Genomic DNA, 14,814 nt, shown 5'->3' with positions numbered 1-14,814 from the left:
CGAGGGGCAATAGAAAATCGGCCGACCGGTGTTGCCGGCAGCCTCAAGCAGGCAATGACTAACTGCGTTGCTAGGGAGAAATGATTAAAACCAGGCTCACGCTGTGAGCCCGGTCAACCACATCAAGCCCGTAAGCGACGGGATTTGAACAATCCCCAGCTGCTCTCAATCAAGTAGAAAAACAGCACCTTCAGTGGATGCTCGTTGGGTACGGGGTTTTTGCCTTTGCCCATGCGGTGAATCTGGCGGGTGTACCATTGAATTTCCAGCAGGCCAGAATTGTCCACGGCTTTCACCCCGGTAATCAGCGGCTTGACTGGGTATTGCGCCTCTTGATCGGCCAGCAAGCGGTTGGGCAGTTCGGGTTCAATGGCGATGGACCGGGCTAAGCCAATCACATCCACTGCACCGGTGTTCAGGGCTTGCTTCATGCCGCCCACTGTGCGGAATCCACCGGTCAGCATGAGCGGCACTCTGCAGCGCGCCCGCACTTTTTCGGTGAAGTCGATGAAATAGGCTTCGCGTTGTACCGTGCTGTCTTTTTTGGGTTGCGTGGCACCGGTCATTACAGGCGCCTCATAGGTGCCACCAGATACTTCCACCAGGTCGATGCCGCGTTCGGTCAGTTCTTCGATCACCGCCAGCGATTCTTTTTCGCTAAAGCCACCGCGCTGAAAGTCGGCAGAGTTTAACTTGATGCCCACGGGGAAGTCGGGGCCCACTTGTTTGCGAACTTCGTCATACACGGCCAAAACAAAACGGCGGCGGTTTTCAGAACTGCCACCCCAGGCATCGGTGCGCTGGTTGGTGAGCGGGCTCAAAAACTGGCTGATGAGGTAGCCGTGAGCGCCGTGAATTTGCACGCCGTCAAAACCCGCCTCCTTGCAAATGCGGGCGGTGCGGCCCCAGCGTTGAATCAAGTCCAGGATTTCAGACTCTTCCAGCGCCCGCGGGGTGGCAAACATCATTTGCAGGTCTTTGCGAAAGGGCACCGCAGATGGAGACACGGTCTCTTTGTTCATGCCCTTGGGGCACTGCTTGCCCGGGTGGTTGATTTGCACCCAGATTTTCCCGCCGTGGGACTGGCCGGCTTTGGCCCAGGCTTTCAATAGGGGCATGTCGCGGTCGTCTTCAATCACGACGTTACCCGGTTCAGCGCGCGCGCGGCGGTCAATCATCACGTTGCCGGTGATGTTCATGCCAATGCCACCAGCAGACCAGCGTTCATACACGCGCACCAGTTTCTCGGTCACCCGGTTGTCGGTGGTGCCCAGGGCTTCGCTCATGGCAGCCTTCACCAGGCGGTTGGGCAGGGTTGAACCACAGGGCAACACCAGGGGGTCGCGCAATTGAATCTGCATGGGAAATCCTTCAGTCTCGATGTTGGAATTGTGTGAAAGGATGGTAACTTGTGGGCATGAAAAAAATTGAAGTATCCACACTAATCTGGCTGCTGTTTGTTCTGCTGGCCTTTGCCTCCAATTCCTTGTTGTGCCGCGCTGCCTTGGGCATGGGTCAGATTGATCCGTTCACGTTTACCGCCGTCCGCTTGATTAGTGGTGCCGTCACGCTGGTGGTGTTGCTGGGTCTGTGGGGCGTGCCTGGTGGTTCACCGGCTGCGCCAACGGTGTGGCGGGCAGGCTCCTGGGCTGGTGCAGTGTCGCTGTTTGCGTATGCCGTTCTGTTTTCTCTGGCCTATGTTCAATTGAACACGGCCACTGGCGCGTTGATTCAGTTTGCCGCGGTGCAGTTTTGCATGTTGGTGTATGCGGCGTTCTACGGTGACCGCCTTCGGGGTTGGCGCGCGGTGGGGGCTGGCTTGGCTGCGGTCGGTTTGGTGGTGTTGCTGGCACCCAAGGCCCAGCACCCCGACTCGGTGTGGGCTGTGCTGTCCATGGCAGGCGCTGGCCTGTGCTGGGGAGTGTATTCCATCGTCGGCCGGGGCTCGCGTTTCCCCTTGGCCGACACGGGTGGAAATTTTTGGCGGTCGGCCTTGTTGGTGGCGCTGTTGTGGGCCTTGCATGATGCAGGATCCGTTTCCAGTGGTCTGCCGCCCACCTGGGGCGGACTGGTGCTGGCGCTGGCATCGGGTTGCCTGGCCAGCGGTGTAGGCTATGCGGTGTGGTACAAGGTATTGCCCCGTTTGCCCACCAGCTCAGCGGCCAGCGTGCAGCTCTCGGTGCCCGTGTTGGCTGCCGTGGCGGGCATTGTGTTGTTGAACGAGCCTTTTGAAGCCCATGTGTGGGTGGCCATGGTGTTGACCCTGGCCGGAATCGGCCTGGTGCTGCGGGCCAGGGCCTGAATAACTTTCCGATGATGGAGCCGCGTGCATGACAAACCCCAAGATTGCCCTGTCTGACTTGGTGCGGCAGTTTTACCAGCGCCACTGGGGCCTGTTGCTGACCCTTGCCTTGGTGCTGGCTGGGTTGGTTGCCTTGTGGAGTGTGCTGGCGCCTTTTGTGGCGGCCTTCTTTCTGGCTTACCTTATGGCCAACCCCAGCCGGTGGGTTTACAAAAAACTGCGTGGGCGGTTGCCGTTGTCGTTGTGTGCGGTGCTCACTTTTGTGCTGTTGGTGGTGGTGTTGCTCAGCTTTGGTTTGCTCTTCATCCCGGTGGTGAACACGCAGCTGGAATTGATTGAAAACAACCTGCCGCAGTTGCTGTTGAACATCAAGCAAACCGTGTTGCCTTGGTTGCAGCAAACCTTTGGATGGAATTGGGCCATGGATTCCGAAACCTTCCGCGCCAAAGTGGCCTTGCTGATGAAAGAAAACCGGGATTCGCTGGCGGAATTGAGTACGGCGCTGGTGCGTTCAGGCTCTGCCTCGGTGTTGGGTATTACCGGCTTTGTGTCGTTGACGGTGATTTCCACCCTCTTTATCTTGCCGGGCTGGTTGCAAATGTCGAGCAATGCCAAGCAATTTTTTCCGCCCCATGTGTGGAAACGGTTCTCGCCGCTGCTGCGGGAAATGGATGAGGTGTTGGGTGAATACGTGAAGGGTGTGGTGATTGTGATTGCCTTCCTGAGCGTGTATTACTCGGTGGGTTTGAGCCTGGCGGGTTTGAAAAGCGGTTGGGCGATTGGCATCTTGGCGGGCCTGTTGTCGATCGTGCCTTACCTGGGTTTAACCGTGGCCATGGTGGTGGCGGTGTTGACGTCCGCGCTGGAGTTGCAGGGGGTGTGGCCAATCGCCTGGGTGCTGCTGGTGTTTGTGTCAGGCCAGCTGATTGAAGGTTTTGTGCTCACACCCATGGTGGTGGGCGATAAAATCGGGCTGTCGGCCTTGGCGGTCATTTTCGCCTTGGCGTTTTTCGGCGCGCTGTTTGGCTTGGTGGGGGTATTTTTGGCCCTGCCATTGGCGGCCATTGCCAAGGTGGTTTATCAGCACACACTGGCGGCCTATCAAGCCAGTGCCTATTACCAGCAGGGTTTGAACAAAGACGAACAGGGACGATGAACCTTCGCCCCTGTTGCGCCTGCCTGCTCGACGATTAGGCTGCGCTGGCCTTCAACTGGCTGTTCATCCGGCTGCGAATGGCCTGTTGCAGTTCTTCATTGGGCGCACGGCCTGAGCCTTCCACCTGTTTCACGAAGCCGTCGATGCGCTCCAGGAACTGGCTGTTGTCGTGCATCCAGGGGTGGAAGTCTGCCTTGAAGTAGTCAGTGAACTCACCACTGGTCACCGGGTTGCGCAACACGCCAATCCGTTTGCCCCACAGCATGGTGGTTACCGTCCAGAAACCTTTCAGGTGAGTGCCTTTGGTGGCCTTGTCGGCAAACACGAGGCGAGTGTGGAAGTAGCCCACCAAGGGCCAGAAGATGGCGGTGGCCAGCACCATGGCAAAGCGGCGCAGGAAGCGGTTGAACACGGTGTTGGGAATCACATGGTTCCACACGTCATAGGCCACGGCCTTGTGTTCAGTCTCTTCCAGGGCATGCCAGGTCCACATGTCTTTGTAAGCCTGTTCAGACTTCGTACCCAATACTTCGGGGTTGCGCAGCAACTGGTCTGCCATCAGCGCGGTGTAGTGCTCCAGGGCAATGGTGCCAGCCAATGTCAGTTTGCGGCCCAGGCGTTTTTTGATGAAGGCCAGGAAGCTCCACAGGAAGCTGTCGAGCTTGGAGGCTGGCAAGCCGGCACGGTCCAGAATTTCGTTGTATTCCACATGTTCGCGGCTGTGCATGGCTTCCTGGCCGATGAAGGCCACCACGGCTTTTTTCAGTTCGGGGTCGGTGATGTCGTCGCGGTAGGCGCGCACGGCGTCCATGAACATGCGTTCACCGGCTGGGAAAAAGATCGACAGGGCATTCATGAAATGGGTCACGTGGCGACCTTTCTCGTGCCAGTCGGTCACTTTGTCTTCCGGCAGGTTGACCTTCACGTCGCGGCGTACAGGGATGATGTTCTTCATGGTTTGACTCCTACACATGTTCTTTTGTTGTTTGCCACGGTTAAAGGTGACAGTTTTCAATGTAACAATAAAAGCGGCAGGTGACAATACACAAAACTGAAGATGCGTTCTAAGTTGTAATGAGTTGGCGGAAGCGCTCGGGCACCGGGGTTGAGCGGCCCGTTTCGGGGCTGACCCACACCATTTTGGCGCTGCCGGTGGCGTATACCGTGGCGGGGTCGTCCGTGCGGCGCAGTTCGTAGTGTTGAAGCAGGCTGCTGCGCCCCAAGTCGCCTGCAAAAATGCGGACTTCGGCCGTGCCCGGTGCTTTAAGCTCTTTCAGGAAGCTGCACTCGGTGTGCACGATGACCACATAGGCGGGGTTGCCGTCCAAGGCTTGCGGATACAGGTCGATCCACTCCACCCGGGCTTGCTCATAACACCGGAAGTACACCGTGTTGTTGATGTGGCCCAGTTGGTCCACATCGCCCCAGCGCAGTTGTATTTGGCTGGTGTACAGCAAGGGGCGTCCGTGGGCATCGGTGTGGCGTGGGGTGGTCATGGTCAATGGGTTGGTCGTCAATCGGTTCGGCGGTGTTCAGCGCGCCAAGTCCAGGGCTCCTGGGGGTTGGGCCTTGCCCAAAGGCCCAGGTGTTGTTCTCGGGCGTCGTCTTCTGCGCGATTGTACCGCTGCCGGTCCTCCCGGGTTTGGTGTTTGGCGTAATCGCGGTACCACCAGGCATGGCCTTCTTGAACCAGTTGCAGGTTGAGGTCGATGTCGCCAGGGCACAGTGGATTATCACAGGGCTCCGTGACCTTGAATAGTGTTCCCACCTCGCGGCCATAGCGGTCGCGGTCCATCACCTTCACCTTGACAGTCTCGTTTAATACCTGATCGGCAAGCCAGCCCTGAGACTGAATGCCATGGGCCTGTTTCAACTCCGGAGCATCAACCGCGAACAGTCGGATTTTGTGCTGGGCGCCATGGGTGTCCACCACGCTCAGCGTGTCGCCGTCAGCCACACGCACCACCCGGCCCTCATACACCGTGCCTTTGTCGGCTTGCTCTCGTTGAGCCTGTGCACCCGACAGCGGGCCGATGGGGCTGATGGAATAGCCCGCCAAGGCCAGGACGATGGCGATCAGTTTGGCTGCATTGGCTGGGGTGGCAAATTGTTTCAGGGGTGACTTCATGAGAGGCTGGAAGGCGGGCAAGGCCAGGGTTAAACTGTGCTCAACAACAAAGGGCAGCAAGCCTACGACAAAACCGAGGAGCCAACAGCCGCATGGACCGAATTCTGATCAATTTTAACGCCGAACGCACCGTGGCAACGGTGCTGCTCAACCGGCCCGAGAAACACAATGGCGTGGACTGGCCCATGCTCAAGGCCATGCGCAAGGCACAGAAGGATTTGGCCGCCGTGAAAACCTTGCGGGCCATTGTGCTGAAGGGCGAAGGCCCGTCGTTTTGCGCGGGCCTGGATGTGAAGTCGGTGATTTCCGACCCCAAAACAGCGGCGGTGATGTACGCCAACCTGTGGCTTCCCACCCGCAACATTTTCCAAAGCTGGAGCACGGGTTGGCGCGACCTCGGTGTGCCGGTGATTGCAGTCATCCACGGCAACTGTTTTGGAGCCGGTTTGCAACTGGCCTTGGGGGCTGACATTCGGGTGTGCCAGCCCGATGCGGTGTTGTCGATTCTGGAAGCCAAGTGGGGTTTGGTGCCCGACATGGGCGGTGGTGCTCTGCTGCGGGAGTTGCTGCCCCTGGATGTGGCCAAGGAATTGACCATGACCGGGCGAATGCTCAACGGCGATGATGCAAAAAAACTGGGCTTGGTCACCCATGTGGAGGCGGATCCCCAAGCCCGAGCAGACGCACTGATTGCAGAAATTTTGAGCCGCTCACCCGATTCGGTGGCGGCGAGCAAGTTCATGCTGCAGCGCATTTGGGGCATCGACCAAGCGGCTAACCTGACGCAAGAGCGCCGTTGGCAACGCCGATTGCTGGGATTCAAAAACCAGCGCATTTCGGTGGCCAAACACAGCAAGCGCGAGGCTGCCGCCATGCCGTTTGCGCAGCGCCAAATTCGTTGAGGCTGGTGGGGTGCTTGCATCCAAACCGCCCCCCGGTGAAGTACCCCATTAAACCGACAACAACAACGATTTGCGCGGAGACATGATGAAAGCCCTCACCCCCAACGACCAGCTCTTTTTGTGGCTGGAACGCCGCAACCAACCCATGCATGTGGGTGGACTGATTTTGCTCAAACCCCCCAAGACCGAAAAAGCATCGGACTATGTGGCGCGGGTGGTGGCTGGCATGCGTGAGCACACCCAGCCGGTGGCGCCGTTCAACCAGCGTTTGGTGAGCCGGCTGGGCATGTGGTTCTGGACCGAGGACGAAGACTTCGACCTGGAGGCGCACTTCATTCACATGTCGCTGCCCAAACCAGGCCGCATTCGCGAGTTGCTGGAATTGGTGTCTAAGCTGCATGCCAACATGATGGACCGGGCCAAACCTCTGTGGGAGGCCTACGTGATTGATGGTCTGGAAGATGGCCGCGTGGCGTTTTACATGAAGGTGCACCATGCCCTGGTGGATGGGGTGGCCTGCATGAAGATGCTGCAACGCTCTATGGCAGAGAATGCGGAAATCATGGATTTGCCGCCATTTTGGGCCAATGGCAATTTGAGACCTCATGGAACGCAGGGCAACCGATCCGCTTCGACTGAAAATCTGCTGACGGCTGCGCGGCAAGCCCTGCAAGGTGCCACCTCGCAATTGGGCAGCTTGCCCAAAGTGCTGAAGGAAGTGGGCCGTTCGCTGTGGCAAACCAGTGTGGCCGATCCCGATTTCGTCTCGGTGATTCAGGCCCCGCGCAGTGTACTGAACCGGCGAATCACGGCGTCGCGCCGCTTTGCCGCGCAAAGTTGGTCGATGGAACGCATCAAGGCCTGTGCGGAAGGCCTGAGCATGACCTTGAATGATGTGGTGCTGGCCATGTGTGGCTCGGCGTTGCGCGCTTACCTCAGCGAACTGAATGCCCTGCCGGCCCGCCCATTGGTGGCCATGGTGCCGGTGTCGCTGCGCAAGGACGATTCCGCCACCGGTAACCACGTTGCCCTGCTGTTGGCCAACCTGGGGACGGACACCGAAGACCCGGTGGAGCGCATTGAAAAAATTGCACGCTCGGTGAACCACTCCAAGGAGCGGTTTGCCAACATGACGCAAACCGAAATCATGAATTATGTGGCCACCATGATGGGCATCAGCGGTGTGAACCTGCTGACCGGGATTGCGCCCAAATTGCAGGCGTTCAACATCGTGATTTCGAATGTACCGGGCCCCAAGCACACCCTGTATTACAACGGCGCCGAGGTGGATGGCGTTTACCCGGTGTCGATTGTGCTGGACGGCCATGCGCTGAACATCACGCTCAACAGCTACAACGGCAAGCTGGAGTTCGGTTTGATTGCCTGCCGGCGCACCATGCCCTCGATGCAGCGGTTGCTGCACTTTCTGGAACAGGGGTTGGTGGAGTTGGAGGTGGCTGCCGGCATTCCCAGCAGGGTGCCACAACCGGTGGGGCGCCAACAAGCGGCTTGATCAAGCCGGGGCCACCGGGGCTTTATTCGTCCCGGTTGGCCAGCGCCAGCGTGAACAGGTAGGGCCAACGCTGAAAGGAATCGTACACGGCTTGATCCTGCTGAATGTCCTGGTACAGGTTGTGGTCAAAGCCTTCCAATTGGGCCGACAAGGCGTAAATGTCATGGGCCATGTCCACTGGGGGCATGAACAGCGCTGGGGGTGAATCGGGGTCAAATTCCGCCATGGTGATTTTCCTCGGGCTCACGGTGTGAGCCTGTTGACCGGGCCCAGTGTGCGCCATTCAACGCCCGGTGCTTTCAGCCAATAGCTGTCTTTGCTTTCCATCACCGTGATGTTGCCTTGTTGGGACACCAGGCGGGTTGTGGGCAAATCCGCGGTTAACAAACCCCAGTTCGGGTTTTGCCGTTGCTCCGGCGTGGCGTTGACCCAGCGGTTGAGCAACTCGCTGAGCGCGGTGTAACTGGATGGCTGGCGCACCAGTGCGGGGCCCCGGGGGGCCGTGGGGTCGGCTGTTTTTTGGGGAATGTCGCCGCCTGTCTTGGGGGCAACCCAATAGCCAAACACAGGCACTTTGGTAATGGCCGGTGTGGGCAGTTCACGCAGCCCCACCAGTTGACCGTATTCGCCGGATAAACCGGCACCGTGTTCTGGCACCACCATCACCAAGGCTTTTCGGCCACTTTTGCGAATGTCGCCCACCATGCTTTGTATGTCGTTCAACAAACGCTCCAGCCGAAGTGGATAGGTGGCCAGGCTGTTTTGGTCGTTGCCAGGGATGCGGTTGCCATCGTGCAGCGTGATGGTGTTGTAATACAGCGCAACGGCGGGTTTCCCGCTTTCCTGCCGTTTCATCCACCACGTTCGCAGGTAGTCGACATCCCGCCCCACGCTGCTGCCGTCAAACGCCACCACGCCGGTGGGCACACTGTTGTAAGGCACGGGCTGGTCGGCCTGGCTACCCAGGTTGTTCAACACCACCTTGCTGAAATTCTCAAACAGGGCGTTGTGGTTAAAGCCCACTTCAATGGAGAAACCGGCGTTGCGAAGCTGACCAAAGAGGTAGCAACTGTCCTCGGTTGGTTGATACAGCGCATCGTGACGGGGCTGCCCACAGCGGCCCCGCAGCAGGCGAATGGCTGCCGGTCCTGAATAGCTGGTGGCCGAGTTGAAGTTCTCGAAAATGAAGTCCGCATTTCGCAAGGCCGGATGCTGGGTTTGGCGGGCCACTTGCATGTCGGCCCAGGAGAGTGAGCAGATTTGCAGGAACACCAAATCGAAGTCGGGCGGTACCGGTGTTGCACTCAGTGCCCCAGGCAACAGGGCTTTTTGCCGTTCAAAAAAACCATTCAGGATCGCGTCAGGCCCATCGGCGTTGTTCGTGCTGTCCCGCATTTTTGCAATGCGTTCTTCATGTCGGGCTACTTTCAGGCGCTGGTAATCCAATTGGCCCAAAGCCAGTAGTTCAGCGGGTGACAGGTTTTCACGGGCCAGCCAGCTGCCAGCTTTCACGGTCTGTGAGCCGTCCGTGCCATCGTCGCCGTCGTTCCCCAGCCACAGCACCTGGTGGGCACTGATGGCGATCAATCCACAAAATACCCAGGTGCTGGTGCGGATGTATCGATCCAGCACACGCACAGCCAGATAGGCACCCAAGGCGCCCCACAACATCCACGGCGCAATCGACCGCCGAACCAGTTCCCACAGATACCCCACCGAGAAGCCAAACAGTTGTCGGATTTGGTCCAGCAAAGCCCACGACACCACCAAACCCAATTCATGCAGCAGCAGTGCAATGGCCGGGCCTGCAAACAGGATGTCCCGCAGCAACCCCATCCATCGGCCAGCAAACCGTTTGAGTGGGTTGGTGAGCACCAAGGCTGCAAACAGGGCCAGGTTCAACCAGCCCTCCAACTGCAGCACGCTGCCCAAGTGCAGGCCCAGTTTAATCAGAAAGTACAGGTTCCACGGCAGCATTTAACGTCGCTCCCAGTGTTCAGCCTGGTCTTTGTTGCCCAGTAGTCGGTTGGTGACCATGCGACCAATTTCATGGAGCCAGGTAAACAGGCGCACATACCCAATGCCCCCTTTCTTCAATACATCTTTCAACCCACCCAAGGCGCGGTCTCGTGTTTCGTCTTCCTGCCAGTTGAGCCATGCATCAGCCCGCCCAAAGGTGCACTGGATCAGTTGGGCCTCTTGTTCCGGGGTCAAGTTGCTGAACTGGGCTTCCACCCGTGAGTCGTCGACTGGAATCAGCTTGGCAGGAAATAGAAATTCGCGATCACCACGGTGCAGGCCCACTTGCACATCGCTGAATGCCCGAAGGCTGCCGGTTTCACCCACAGCCAGGGTCAGGCCTGCCGCCGAATACTCCTCGGTGTGGCAGCTTAAGGTGTACCCGCCAGGCAAGCGCAAAAAGGCTGGCATGATCATGCGCACCCGGTGGTGAACATGCTTTTGGATGGACTCGGTGGCCACGCCCACTGCTGCACCCAAAATGGCGAGGTTGAAGCCGCACCACAACAGGTTCATCAGCACGGTACCCACTTCATGGGTGTTGAAAAAGAACAGTCGCACCAAACCGACTGCAAATCCGATCAGGTTGAGCAGCAGCAGCACCAGATAGGGTTTTGCAATGTTGGCGTCGAAGTAGCTTTTGTCGATGAGACCGCCTTTGGCTGTCACGTTGAATTTGCCCAAGCGTGGGTTGATGAAGGCCAACGTGGTGGGCAGCACAATGTAATACGACAGCACGGTTTCATACACTTCCGACCAAAAGCTGCGCCGGTATTTGCCTTGAATAATTGAATTGGTGTAACTGGCAATCATCAACTGGGGTAGCGCATAGCTGAGGATGGTCACTGCTGCGGAATTGATGAGGTGAAACTCAAAGAACAAATAGGCCAGCGGCATGATGAGGAAGATCAGCCGCGGGATGCCATAGAAAAAATGCAGCATGGCATTGGAGTAACAGATGCGCTGGAAAAAGCTGAGCCCTTTCTTGAACATCGGGTTGTCCAGCCTGAAGATTTGCGCCATGCCACGCGCCCAGCGGATGCGCTGGCCAATGTGCCCCGACAGGGTTTCGGTGGCCAAGCCAGCCGCCTGAATGTTGTTGAGGTACACGCTGTGGTAACCCAGCGAGTGCAGCTTGAGGGCTGTGTGCGCATCTTCGGTAACTGTCTCCACTGCAATGCCACCCACTTCCAACAGGGCTTTGCGCTCAATCACGGCGCAGCTGCCGCAAAAAAACGAGGCATTCCAGTAGTCGTTGCCGTCTTGGATCAAGCCGTAAAACAACGAGCCTTCATTGGGCATTTGCCGGAAGAAATTGAAATTGCGTTCGAAGGGGTCGGCTGAGAAAAAATGGTGGGGTGTTTGCACCAGCACGCACTTTGGATCGCGGCGAAACCAGCCCATGCTGGTCTGCAGGAAGGAGCGGGTGGGTATGTGATCGCAGTCGAAAATGGCGATGTACTGGCCGTGGGTTTGGCGCAGTGCATAGTTGATATTCCCTGCTTTGGCATGCGAATTATCGGGCCGTGAAATGTATTCCACCCCAGCCTGTCGTGCAAATTCTTCAAAGGCGGGGCGGTGGCCATCATCCAGAATGTAGACCGTCACTTTGTCCACTGGCCAGTCGATGCCTTTGGCGGCGTACACGGTGGGACGCACCACGGACAGTGGTTCGTTGTACGTCGGAATGTAAATGTCCACCGTGGGCCATTCCGCAAAATTCAGGTCCAATGGCAAGGGGCGGCGCTTCAAGGGCCAGGCTGTCTGGATGAATCCAAAAATCAGGATGATCCAGGTGTAGGCTTCCGCCGCCACCAGTGTGTACCCCAAAAACAGCTCCACGCCGCTGTTGAGGTCGAGCGAACTGGTAAAGCGCCAAAACACATAGCGCGCCAACACCAGAATGGTCAGTGCCATTAGGCACAGGTGTGAGAAGCGTTCTGGCAAACGCTTGAATGCCATGGCCAACAGGTAACACACCAGAATGAACATCCACTGCCCGGCCAAAGGCAGCGAAGCCTGCGCTGTGAACAGGAAGGACACCAGCGCGCTGAAGCCCAGCAACCAGCGGATGGGCCCAGAGGTTTGGACAACAGCGCTGATGTTGTCAACTCGCCGCTCGATCTGAATTTTTTCGGCCAACCAGTCCACCCCACGCCCGGTTTTGTTGCGCAAAAAGCGGTACGGCTGTCGAAGCAGGGTGTTGAACAGCTGGATGCCCGGTGAAAACAAATCATGAATGGCCGCGTTCACCACACGCCTGACTAACTGGTCGGCTTGGGGTGTTCTGGTGCTGCCAACATGACCTGGCAACGCATTCAGGCTGTTTGGGCGAAGCCACATGGACAGAAATATGCGTTTGAAACGCTGTGGCGCGCCCAGATTGGGATAGGTCCGCAGGTCCAGCAGACGTTCAATCTGAACCAGGAGCCGTTCTAGCGGGTGGTGCACGGCCTTCATGACAGCTCCGCATCAATCCAGTTCGCCAGTTTCTGGTGGTCCTCCAGCAACTGCGATTTGGGGGCGTATTCACCCAGCGAGACACCGGCAGCCGTGCTTTCCGGCAAGCCCTGGTCTTCATGCAGATAAAAGGGCAACAGGCGGTGGCCCAGCTTGGTTTTGCACAGTGTCCACAGGTCCAGGTGCAACACCTTGGTGGAATCGAAGCGATTCATTAAAAAATAGGAGGCACCGCGGCTGCGCAACAACTGGGGCAGCAAGGGGTCAATGCCCAGCACAGCATGGGTATCCGGGGTGAGCAAAACCAGGTTCAGGTCGGTGAAAGAAAGGGCTGCATTGGCCAAGGCGCTGGGCCAGGCTGGTAGATCCAGCAGTTGAATCAGGCCGGCTTGGGCGTCCCGAAACAGGGTGGTGGTCAAGGTCTGTGGGTTGTCTACCAACTGATGTTCAAATCCGCAGAGCTGCGACAACACCGCACTGCCGAAAGGCACTGCCTGAAACGGTGCGTTCAGCGGCAACTGAATGTCCAGCATGGACAGTTGTTGCTGTGCAGCTTGAAACACGCCACGGTCAGCCGCCGTGTTCAAACCCAGTTGAAAAGGCAAATTGTTTTTCGGGTCGAGTTGCACCAACCGAACTGGGCGACCCAATTGGCTCAGGTGGTGTGCAAGTGCGGTGGCCAAACTGGTTCGGCCTGCGCCACCCACACTGGAAATGAGGGCAATGGTGATCATGCATCCTCGCTGTGATCGGCGTGGGCTACCCACTTGCCGTGTCGAACCATTTGGTAGCAACCGTCCGGAATCTGGTTGTTGCTCCAATTGGCCCAATCCGACAACCACACGCGGGTGGTGGGCACCTTCAACAATCGGTTGATGAGCCAAACCGACAGCAGGATACCCAACAGCAGGCCCAAACCGCCCAAGATCAGCCAATTCATCATGCATTCACCTGTTTTTGTGACCATCCCTGCAATCGTTGTCCCCAGGGGCGTTGATGGCCGATGGCCTCTGGGTCAAACCAAACCTCTGCCAGTTGTGCTGGTGCATGCAGCGGGTCCGTCATGAGGACTTCCGGCGCAATCGGCTCCAGTTCTCCCTCCAGATCCATCAGCAGATCGGCCTGGCTGTCGTTGTCCTGCACATGAACATGGCCACTGGCAATGACGGGAATCCGCTCCCGGAAGCACTGTGCCAGCCATTCATCCAGACTGCCGTCTGTGGGCTTGTGGGACCATAGCTTCATGAGGTAAATCGCTTCCCGGGTGGCGGTGAACATACAGGCCGCGTCGCCGAAATTGACCAGCTTCATGGCGGTTTGTGCCGTGACATGCCCCTGCAAGGACAACCGCGTGATCGTGCACTGCATGCCCCAATGGGTGGCCACTTCCAGCATCATGAGCCCCAGTCTGGCAAATGCATGGTTTGACAGCAGAGAAAGCTGCCCCGGCATGAAAATCTCATGCAGATCTCGACTGAACAACAGGCCCTGCGCATCGTCCACCAATGCAGGCGTTACCAGTGTGGCTGCAGCATCCTCGCTGGGCGACACGGTCTGTACCAGACGCACTTCATCGGCACCGAGCCTGAGCAATACCGACGCGTCGGCCAGGGTCTCCGGATTGTTCAGGTAAACCACAATCCGCAGGGCATGATGGGCGTTGAACCGTGCGCTGTGCACTGTATGCCCCAATTGTTGAAGGCTGCCGCAATCTCGCTCACGAACCTGCAGGCTGGGTAGATCCTCAGCAGGCTCGCTGGGGTTCCACAGTGCCGATTTCAAGGTTTCACTGGCACTTGGCCACCAGGGCAGAAACTCGGGCTCTCCGCGTTCATCCAGTTCAGCAAGGCCATCGGCAAATGCGCACCAGTGGGGAATTTCGCCTTCGATACACAACAACACCCGACAGTTGGCATACCGGGCCCAGCGTTGCATCAGGCGCATCTGAAACAACGGGTTCAGTTCGGACAGCGCGGCTTGGCCATGATCAAACCACAAAGACGGGTGTTCCAGAATCACCAAGCCCGGCTTTAACACCACCAGGCCATGGAGTGAGCGGCAAAGTTGCTGAACGCCATCCTCACCGCCACCGCGTGACCACAAATGCCGCACGGACACCACATCCAGACCCTTCGGTGCGGCAGCGCGGCGCTGCAGGTAGGGCTGTAGAAATTGACGAACATGGCTTTGGGGGCTGGCCGTCATCCAGAGGCAACCACGGATGTCGGTCCACAGTGCGTCCTGTCGCAGCCAGCTTTGTACCATGGCCTGGGCTGTTCCTTGTGCGTTGGCGGAGCGAATGGCGTAAACGCCCGCAAGTGTTGCCTGTAGCAT

14 protein-coding genes are annotated in these 14,814 nt (G+C 57.9%); 4 read left to right on the top strand and 10 right to left on the bottom strand.

The annotated features are described in order from the left end of the window. Positions 1-122 precede the first annotated feature (122 nt). A complete protein-coding gene (locus NQT62_RS03130) occupies positions 123-1,361 on the bottom strand; it encodes an NADH:flavin oxidoreductase/NADH oxidase family protein (protein ID WP_256763110.1) in 1,239 nt (412 codons plus the stop codon). Positions 1,362-1,417: 56 nt separating this feature from the next. Here NQT62_RS03130 and NQT62_RS03125 point away from each other — a divergent pair, with 56 nt between their 5' ends. Further along, positions 1,418-2,302, top strand: coding sequence for a DMT family transporter (locus tag NQT62_RS03125; RefSeq protein WP_256763109.1), 885 nt, complete (start codon positions 1,418-1,420; stop codon positions 2,300-2,302). A gap of 28 nt (positions 2,303-2,330) precedes the next feature. Then, positions 2,331-3,458, top strand: coding sequence for an AI-2E family transporter (locus NQT62_RS03120; RefSeq protein WP_256763108.1), 1,128 nt, complete (start codon positions 2,331-2,333; stop codon positions 3,456-3,458). A 34-nt stretch (positions 3,459-3,492) separates the two neighbouring features. Here NQT62_RS03120 and NQT62_RS03115 read toward each other — a convergent pair whose 3' ends face one another. The 3 genes from NQT62_RS03115 to NQT62_RS03105 all read right to left on the bottom strand — a co-directional run bounded on the left by NQT62_RS03115 (position 3,493) and on the right by NQT62_RS03105 (position 5,586). Continuing rightward, entirely contained in the window at positions 3,493-4,404 is a 912-nt protein-coding gene (locus NQT62_RS03115) for a metal-dependent hydrolase (RefSeq protein WP_370569133.1), read from the bottom strand. Between the two features lie 118 nt (positions 4,405-4,522). Continuing rightward, positions 4,523-4,954 (bottom strand): acyl-CoA thioesterase, encoded by a 432-nt coding sequence (locus tag NQT62_RS03110; RefSeq protein WP_256763106.1) that lies wholly within the window; start codon positions 4,952-4,954, stop codon positions 4,523-4,525. Positions 4,955-4,971: 17 nt separating this feature from the next. Then, complete coding sequence (locus tag NQT62_RS03105) at positions 4,972-5,586, bottom strand: thermonuclease family protein (protein ID WP_256763105.1); 615 nt, start codon at positions 5,584-5,586, stop codon at positions 4,972-4,974. Between the two features lie 92 nt (positions 5,587-5,678). Between NQT62_RS03105 and NQT62_RS03100 the strand changes: the two genes are divergently transcribed. Together NQT62_RS03100 and NQT62_RS03095 are read left to right on the top strand one after the other, a co-directional pair. Next, positions 5,679-6,488 (top strand): crotonase/enoyl-CoA hydratase family protein, encoded by an 810-nt coding sequence (locus NQT62_RS03100; protein ID WP_256763104.1) that lies wholly within the window; start codon positions 5,679-5,681, stop codon positions 6,486-6,488. A gap of 82 nt (positions 6,489-6,570) precedes the next feature. Continuing rightward, a complete protein-coding gene (locus NQT62_RS03095; protein WP_256763103.1) occupies positions 6,571-8,001 on the top strand; it encodes a WS/DGAT/MGAT family O-acyltransferase in 1,431 nt (476 codons plus the stop codon). 22 nt (positions 8,002-8,023) lie between these two features. Here NQT62_RS03095 and bcsR read toward each other — a convergent pair whose 3' ends face one another. Genes bcsR through NQT62_RS03065 form a run of 6 tightly spaced genes read right to left on the bottom strand, consistent with a single transcriptional unit; the run spans position 8,024 to position 14,814 of the window. Then, a complete protein-coding gene (gene bcsR, locus NQT62_RS03090) occupies positions 8,024-8,227 on the bottom strand; it encodes a BcsR/BcsP family cellulose biosynthesis protein (RefSeq protein ID WP_256763102.1) in 204 nt (67 codons plus the stop codon). A gap of 17 nt (positions 8,228-8,244) precedes the next feature. Further along, positions 8,245-9,978, bottom strand: a complete 1,734-nt coding sequence (gene bcsG, locus NQT62_RS03085; protein ID WP_256763101.1) for a cellulose biosynthesis protein BcsG — start codon at positions 9,976-9,978, stop codon at positions 8,245-8,247. Then, complete coding sequence (gene bcsA / locus NQT62_RS03080; RefSeq protein ID WP_256763100.1) at positions 9,979-12,480, bottom strand: UDP-forming cellulose synthase catalytic subunit; 2,502 nt, start codon at positions 12,478-12,480, stop codon at positions 9,979-9,981. Continuing rightward, the gene (bcsQ, locus tag NQT62_RS03075) at positions 12,477-13,214 is read right to left on the bottom strand and encodes a cellulose biosynthesis protein BcsQ (protein ID WP_256763099.1); all 738 of its coding nucleotides are present in this window, start codon (positions 13,212-13,214) and stop codon (positions 12,477-12,479) included. Before bcsQ ends, bcsA begins: the two co-directional genes overlap by 4 nt. Further along, a complete protein-coding gene (locus NQT62_RS03070) occupies positions 13,211-13,423 on the bottom strand; it encodes a hypothetical protein (protein WP_256763098.1) in 213 nt (70 codons plus the stop codon). The genes bcsQ and NQT62_RS03070 overlap by 4 nt, the downstream gene beginning before the upstream one ends. Further along, positions 13,420-14,814: a hypothetical protein gene (locus tag NQT62_RS03065; protein WP_256763097.1), complete on the bottom strand. Its 1,395-nt coding sequence runs from the start codon at positions 14,812-14,814 to the stop codon at positions 13,420-13,422. The genes NQT62_RS03070 and NQT62_RS03065 overlap by 4 nt, the downstream gene beginning before the upstream one ends.

It is taken from the genome of Limnobacter humi (genome assembly GCF_024518835.1).
Taxonomy (GTDB): Bacteria; Pseudomonadota; Gammaproteobacteria; order Burkholderiales; family Burkholderiaceae_B; genus Limnobacter; species Limnobacter humi.
The sequence above is the reverse complement of the archived record's forward strand: the minus strand, read 5'-3'. Positions and strand labels throughout refer to the sequence as shown.